Raw genomic sequence first — 6899 nt, 5'->3', positions numbered from 1 at the left:
AAGCTGGTCTCCATAGCAGATACCAGCTTGAATCACGCATGAGCCTTCGTGTGAATCCCTTTTGTCAACATGACCTAAGGAGTATACGCGCACGTCAAATGTACCATGCGGTTCAAAGTCAAAAGCGAGCCCGATAGCGACGATCGGAATGCCCATCAGAAAAAAGGCTGAATAGAATTTTATGCGATGGCCGTTAGATATTGCGCGCTTCGTTGGGATAATGATCCCTAAAAAAGTCCATGCGATTAAAACGGCAAAGGCGATTGCAAATAATAGCAGTTTCACCAAGATTCTCTTATATTATCAACGTTGCGGGGATGTAGGCACGAGACCGACAGACTTGGCCAAAGTCTGTCTTCGGCCGAGTATGCGGGCTGATGTGACTTGACTGGAAAATACCACCTATGCGCCTCTAATTGATGCCAAAATACTCAAGAACGAGCCCAATTGCTGCAATGAAAACTGAGCCCAGGATAATGAGGCAAGCGACAACGAAATACATGTAGAAGAACCCGTATATCGAGTCTCTTAGCCATTTAAAATAAGCACTTGCCCGTTTCATGTTCACTCCCCTCCATAGGGTGAATTTTGATCGGACTAACGCCCCCGCCTTTTTACATTCCCCCCACGCTGCCCAGCTCGTCCAGCGGTCGAGCGGCCTCGGGACTTCACAGCCTTTTCTGCAGCCGCATCAATGGCCGATTGGCGCGCCAGCGGGTCGTCGGCGATGGCGAGGTCGACGGCTTCCAGGCGTTTGACCTCATCGCGCAGGCGGGCGGCTTCCTCAAATTCGAGGTTTTCGGCAGCTTTGCGCATCTCTTCCTTGAGGCCCGCCAGATGCGCTTCCAGATTGGCGCCGTGCATCGGTTTGTCGATGGTGGCGGTGACGCGGTTCATGTCGGCGTCCCCGTCATAGAGCCCGGCCAAGACGTCCTCGACGTTCTTCTTCACCGTTGCGGGGGTGATGCCGTGTTCCAGGTTATAGGCGATCTGTTTTTCGCGGCGGCGGTTGGTCTCACCTATGGCGCGCTCCATCGAGCCGGTGATTTTATCCGCATACATGATGACGCGGCCATCGGCGTTTCGGGCGGCGCGGCCGATGGTCTGGATCAGCGAGGTCTCGGACCGCAAAAAGCCTTCCTTATCTGCGTCGAGAATGGCGACCAGACCACATTCGGGGATGTCCAGACCCTCGCGCAGGAGGTTGATCCCCACCAGAACGTCAAAGGCCCCAAGCCGCAGATCACGCAGGATTTCAATACGTTCCAGCGTGTCGATGTCGCTGTGCATATAGCGGATCTTGATCCCCTGTTCATGCAGGTATTCGGTTAGGTCTTCGGCCATCCGTTTGGTGAGCACCGTACAGAGCGTGCGGAAGCCCCGTTCGGTGACCATGCGGATTTCGTCCAGGAGGTCATCCACTTGCGTGGCAACCGGGCGGATCTCAACCTCAGGGTCCAACAGGCCCGTGGGGCGGATCACCTGTTCCGCAAAGACGCCGCCGGATTGTTCCATCTCCCAGTTGGAGGGCGTGGCCGAGACAAAGACGGACTGGGGGCGCATGGCGTCCCACTCCTCGAATTTGAGGGGGCGGTTGTCCATGCAGGACGGCAGGCGGAAACCGTGTTCGGCGAGGGTGAACTTGCGGCGATAGTCGCCCCGGTACATGCCGCCGATCTGCGGCACCGAGACGTGGCTTTCATCGGCAAACACAATGGCGTTGTCGGGGATGAATTCGAACAGGGTGGGGGGCGGCTCACCGGGAGCGCGTCCGGTCAGATAGCGGGAGTAGTTTTCGATCCCGTTGCAATGGCCGGTGGCCTCCAACATTTCAATGTCGAAATTGGTGCGCTGCTCCAGCCGCTGCGCTTCCAGCAGTTTGCCTTCGCTCACCAGATTGTCGAGCCGCTCGCGCAGCTCTCTTTTGATCGAGATCACCGCCTGGTTCAGGGTCGGTTTTGGCGTCACATAGTGGGAGTTCGCATAGACGCGGATCTGGTCAAACGTGCCGGTGCGTTCGCCGGTCAGCGGGTCAAATTCTGTGATGCCTTCCAGCTCTTCGCCAAAGAAGGACAGCCGCCAGGCGCGATCTTCCAAGTGGGCCGGGAAGATCTCAAGACTGTCGCCGCGCACCCGGAAGGAGCCGCGCTGGAAGGCCTGATCGTTGCGTTTGTACTGCTGCGCCACAAGGTCTGCCATCACCTGACGCTGGTCGTACTCCTCGCCCACCTTCAGATCCTGGGTCATCGCCGAATAGGTTTCGACCGAGCCGATACCATAGATGCAAGAGACCGAGGCGATGATGATCACGTCGTCACGTTCCAAGAGCGCCCGTGTCGCAGAGTGGCGCATACGGTCGATCTGTTCGTTGATCTGGCTTTCTTTCTCGATATAGGTGTCCGAGCGTGCCACATAGGCCTCGGGCTGGTAATAGTCATAGAAGGACACAAAATATTCGACCGAGTTCTCGGGGAAGAAGCCTTTGAATTCGCCATACAATTGCGCGGCCAGCGTTTTGTTCGGGGCCAGAATGATCGCCGGGCGCTGGGTTTCTTCGATGATCTTGGCCATCGTAAAGGTCTTGCCCGTGCCCGTGGCCCCCAACAGCACCTGATTGCGTTCCCCGTCCTTGACGCCTTGGGACAGTTCCGCAATCGCCGTCGGCTGGTCGCCTGCGGGATCAAAGGTTGTGGACATGGTGAACTGCTTGCCGCCTTCCAGTTTAGGGCGACGCTGGGCCGCGCGGTCGACCATCATCGGTTGTGACGAGTCTGAATTGGCATAGGGCATGGGCGACTCCTTTTGGGGCAGTCCGTTGGCAGTGCGCGCGATTTTGATCTGTTTTTGTTCTTCTGCAAGAGGGATTTCGCCTGCACGCGCTGCAAAGTGAACACAAGACCGCAGACAAAGGCAGGAAATCTGCACAATGCGGGGCATTTGGTCCCTTGTCAGCATGGGGCGGGGTGGCGCATATAGGCGTAAGCACGTTCTCAACCCCAAGGGAGTCAGCCACCATGCGCGCGCGTATCTATCGTCCGGCCCGAAATGCAATGACATCAGGCATGGCAAAGACCCGGTCCTGGGTTCTTGAATACGCGCAAGGCAGTGCACGGGAAGTGGACCCGTTGATGGGGTGGACCTCGACCAGCGACACACAAACCCAGGTCAAACTGAAGTTCGACAGCAAGGAAGCGGCGCTGGACTATGCAGAGGCCAATGGCATCGATGCCCAGGTGGTCGAGCCCAAGACGCGCAAGGCCAACGTCCGCCCCGGTGGCTATGGCGACAATTTCGCCACCAACCGCCGCGCGGTTTGGACACACTGATCCCCCCCTGTTTCAACCGGTGACGCAACGGCGTCGCTGCGCAGATACCTATTAAATTTGCCCCGTCGGTTCCGCCGCATGGGGCTTTTTTATGCGTGGGTTGGAGGTGGTTTTCGGCGATCTTGTGCCGTTTAGGGTCACGAAGACGTGTGAAGCGCATTCTGTCTCTCGTAACGTGGGCACGCTGCCCTAAGATATTGGCAAAAGCCGCGTTGATTTGGCCACAAACTGGACCCGAACGAGACCCGTGTGAGAAAGGGAACGGAAATGGATTTCAAACCTCAAAACCGCCGCAAATTTCTGATGACCGGCAGCGCCGCCGGAGCAGGACTGGTGACCGGTGTGTCTGGTCTTGTGTCACCTGCACGGGCTGCCGGGTTGGCACCGACACCGTCGATGCGGGGGGGCTCCAACAATTATCGCCCCGGCGCACCGATTGTCGAGAAAATCGGCGGTGGTGGTTTCTGGATGACCGGAACAGTGCGCCGCGCGGGCGACGGTGCCGCGTTGGAAGGTATCCGCATTCAGGTCTGGGCCCATACCACCGAAGGTCACGAGCGTGACGTCCAAAGCCACGGTGCCACGCTGACACAGGCCGACGGGTCGTTCCGCCTGGAGATGCCGCAAATAGTGCCGGCCTTTGGCCAGCCGCATGGGCATCTTGCTTATGACGATGCCGGGTTTGAAACTGTGTTCCTGCGCCCAGTGATGAAACGCGCATCCGACACCACGCTGAACGCAGATTTCGTTCTGCAACCGGCTTAACACGACCTATGCGGCTGCGATCTTTCCTGATTTGGGCCGGTCTTGTGGCGCTGATGGGGCTGCCGGTGCTGGTGGCTGGGCAAAGCCCGCTGTTGGAATGGCGCGACGGGATTTACATCGCCGCCGGGTTTGCCGGGGTTGTGGCGATGTCGCTTTTACTGTTGCAACCGCTGTTGATGAGTGGCGCCTTGCCGGGCCTGTCGCTTACGGCAGGGCGGCGGTTTCACGGCGTGGTGGGATCCGTTCTGCTGTTGTCGGTCGTGGTGCATGTTGTCGGTCTGTGGCTGACCAGTCCGCCGGATGTTGTGGATGCGCTGCTCTACCGGTCGCCGACACCGTTTTCGGTCTGGGGCGTCAGTGCGATGTGGGCCTTGTTTCTGGCGGCAGGTCTTATGGCAGCGCGCAGCTATCTGCCGTGGCGGGTGCGTTATGTGCGGTTGGCGCATTTGGGACTGGTGGCAATTGTGGTCCTTGGCAGCATCCTTCATGCGCTCTTGATCCAAGGCACGATGGAGCTTCTGACAAAATGGGCGCTGTGCGGCTCTGTGGCGCTGGCGCTGATCAAGGTGTTGCTGGATCGACGCTCCTTGTTGCGCAGAAGTAAGGTCGCCCAGGGGTGAGATGAGCGGCCGATAAACCGGCCCGTCTTGGGGCTATAGGCTTCTGGTCTGTTGACGGGGAAAATGACGGCAGACACGCAGTTTGCCCTGCGCTGGATCCTGATGCAGGAGGCCGTGACGGTTGTGATCCCCGGCGCAAAAAACCAGCAGCAGGACCAGGCCAATGCGGCGGCCAGCGATGTTGCGCCGTTGTCAAACGACACGATGGCGGCGCTGCGCAATCTGTATGAGACCCGCATCGCGCCGCATGTGCATCACCTGTGGTAACGGGCTTTCTTAGCCTACAATCAACTGTTTGAGCTGTAGCGCCTCGTGTTCCAGCTCATTCAGGCGGTAATTCACCACGTCGCCGATAGTGACCATCCCTTTGAGCATGCCGGCCTCTACAACGGGCATGTGGCGGAAACGCCCTTCGGACATGCTGCGTAGCACTTCAACCAAAGTGTCCTGCGTGCCGCAGGTCACCACATCGCGGGTCATGTTTTCAGCCACAGTCTGCGGCAGGGTCTGGCCCGGTGTCTCGGCCAGCTTGCGCACGATGTCGCGTTCGGACAGGATCCCGGTCAAATCGCCGTCGCTGTTTGTGACCACCAACGCCCCGATCCGCTTGTCGCGCAGTATCTGGACGGCGGCGGGCAGCGTGTCGGTCTCTGCAATGGTGATCACGGTCTGATCCTTCTGCGCCAGCAGATGTTTGATCCGAACCGCTTCGGTTTGCATATTGTTTTCAATGGACTGGCTAGAGCTCGCTTGCTTGGCTTTGTCTCCGGCCATTGGAGCTTGATAGGATGTCGGCATACTCGTGAACCTCCCTTTTCCACGTCTTGGTCCATGGGACCAGGTCCAGAATATTCAGAAAAAGGCGGGTTAGGCGATGTAAATTCGTCGCCGTTACGTGATGTTACGCAGTTTGGAGCGCCTCACGAGCGCGCTGCAGGCGGTTGAACCGGTTGTTTTCCGCTTACCCAAGGGGCTGGTGCGGAGGTGTTTAACGCCATTGAAAAGCCCTGCGTGCTTTGTTACCCCCGCGCTAGATCGCGTGCGGTCTACAGGAATAAAACCAGCGCAGGCACAACAACAGCGGCAGGCGGGCGGCCAGAAGAGGTCGCCTTTTTCTTGGCCGCCGGATCACGTCAGTGATGTCAGGAGCAGACATGTCGATTTCTTATCTCGTCACCCATTCCGGGGGCTTTCATGCGGATGAGGTTCTGTCCTCGGTCATCCTGACCCATCTGTTTCCTGCGGCGCAACTGGTGCGCAGCCGCGATGAAATGTGGATCACCCCGGCTGAGGATCGCATCATCTATGATGTGGGACGTGCATTTGATGCGGAGCGTCAGATCTTTGACCACCACCAAAAACCGGTGCCGCTGCGGGATACGGATGCCGAAGAGGCGCAGCCCTACAGCTCGTTTGGTTTGATCTGGGCCCATTACGGGCGCGATTACCTGCGCAGCCTTGAGGTGCCCGAAGACCATCTGGAAGACATCTTTGCCTCCTTTGACCGTGGGTTTGTTCTGCCGATTGATCTGATGGACAATGGCGTGATGAACCCCGGTCAGGCCGGGCCGATGCTGGCGGGGCTCACGCTGCCTGCGTTGATCGAAAGCCTGAAACCGGTGTTTGATGACACAAACGAAGGCGCGGAAGATCAGGCGTTTGGGCAGGCATTGACCATGGCGCGCGGGCTGGTCGAAGCCTCGATCCGCCGCAAAACCGCCAAACGCCGGGCCGAGGCGATGGTCACCGATGCGATCACCGCGGCAGGCAATGGCCGCGTGCTGGAGCTGCCGATGGGCATGCCGTTTCGGTCCGCTGTGGAGGCCACGGGCGCCGATCACCTGTGGTTTGTGGTGCATCCCCGGGGTGAGGATTGGACTCTGACCACCATTCGCGTGGGCAATGATACCTTCGAAAACCGCGCTGACCTGCCCGAGGCCTGGGCTGGTCTGACGGATGCAGCCTTGGAAGAGGCATCGGGCGTGACAGGTGCCAAATTCTGCCACAACGGTCGGTTTATCGCGGTGGCCGACAGCCGCGCAGGTGCGATGAAAATGGCAGAGCTGGCGGTTGCTGAAGCAGAGCGTACAGCCCCCTCAGCCTAACACATCTGAGGTTCACCCCACTTTGACGCGCGTCAAAGCGGATAAATCGGAGAGTCGTTATCCTTCCCCTGCACGTAAAACTG

General features: G+C 58.5%; 8 protein-coding genes. 5 read left to right on the top strand and 3 right to left on the bottom strand.

What is annotated here, in order from left to right:
- Both GFB49_RS21115 and uvrB read right to left on the bottom strand, forming a co-directional pair.
- A partial coding sequence (locus GFB49_RS21115; RefSeq protein WP_214644972.1) for a hypothetical protein occupies positions 1–285 on the bottom strand: 285 nt, incomplete at its 3' end.
- A gap of 312 nt (positions 286–597) precedes the next feature.
- Complete coding sequence (gene uvrB / locus GFB49_RS15580; protein ID WP_153216844.1) at positions 598–2790, bottom strand: excinuclease ABC subunit UvrB; 2193 nt, start codon at positions 2788–2790, stop codon at positions 598–600.
- A 224-nt stretch (positions 2791–3014) separates the two neighbouring features.
- Here uvrB and GFB49_RS15575 point away from each other — a divergent pair, with 224 nt between their 5' ends.
- From GFB49_RS15575 to GFB49_RS15560, 4 genes are all read left to right on the top strand, one after another.
- Positions 3015–3326 carry an ETC complex I subunit gene (locus tag GFB49_RS15575; protein WP_153216843.1) on the top strand — a complete coding sequence of 104 codons (312 nt, stop codon included), beginning with the start codon at positions 3015–3017 and terminating at the stop codon, positions 3324–3326.
- 267 nt (positions 3327–3593) lie between these two features.
- The gene (locus GFB49_RS15570; RefSeq protein ID WP_153216842.1) at positions 3594–4091 is read left to right on the top strand and encodes a twin-arginine translocation signal domain-containing protein; all 498 of its coding nucleotides are present in this window, start codon (positions 3594–3596) and stop codon (positions 4089–4091) included.
- Between the two features lie 8 nt (positions 4092–4099).
- The gene (locus GFB49_RS15565; protein ID WP_153216841.1) at positions 4100–4711 is read left to right on the top strand and encodes a ferric reductase; all 612 of its coding nucleotides are present in this window, start codon (positions 4100–4102) and stop codon (positions 4709–4711) included.
- Positions 4712–4774: 63 nt separating this feature from the next.
- Positions 4775–4978, top strand: coding sequence for an aldo/keto reductase (locus GFB49_RS15560; protein ID WP_153216840.1), 204 nt, complete (start codon positions 4775–4777; stop codon positions 4976–4978).
- Positions 4979–4987: 9 nt separating this feature from the next.
- On the opposite strand, the gene GFB49_RS15555 is transcribed toward GFB49_RS15560, so the two are convergent.
- Positions 4988–5509 (bottom strand): CBS domain-containing protein, encoded by a 522-nt coding sequence (locus tag GFB49_RS15555; RefSeq protein WP_153216839.1) that lies wholly within the window; start codon positions 5507–5509, stop codon positions 4988–4990.
- Between the two features lie 356 nt (positions 5510–5865).
- Between GFB49_RS15555 and GFB49_RS15550 the strand changes: the two genes are divergently transcribed.
- Positions 5866–6816, top strand: coding sequence for an MYG1 family protein (locus tag GFB49_RS15550; RefSeq protein ID WP_153216838.1), 951 nt, complete (start codon positions 5866–5868; stop codon positions 6814–6816).
- Positions 6817–6899: the final 83 nt, after the last annotated feature.

The organism is Tritonibacter litoralis (assembly GCF_009496005.1).
Taxonomy (GTDB): domain Bacteria; phylum Pseudomonadota; class Alphaproteobacteria; order Rhodobacterales; family Rhodobacteraceae; genus Epibacterium; species Epibacterium litoralis.
This window is presented reverse-complemented; position numbering and strand designations above follow the sequence as displayed.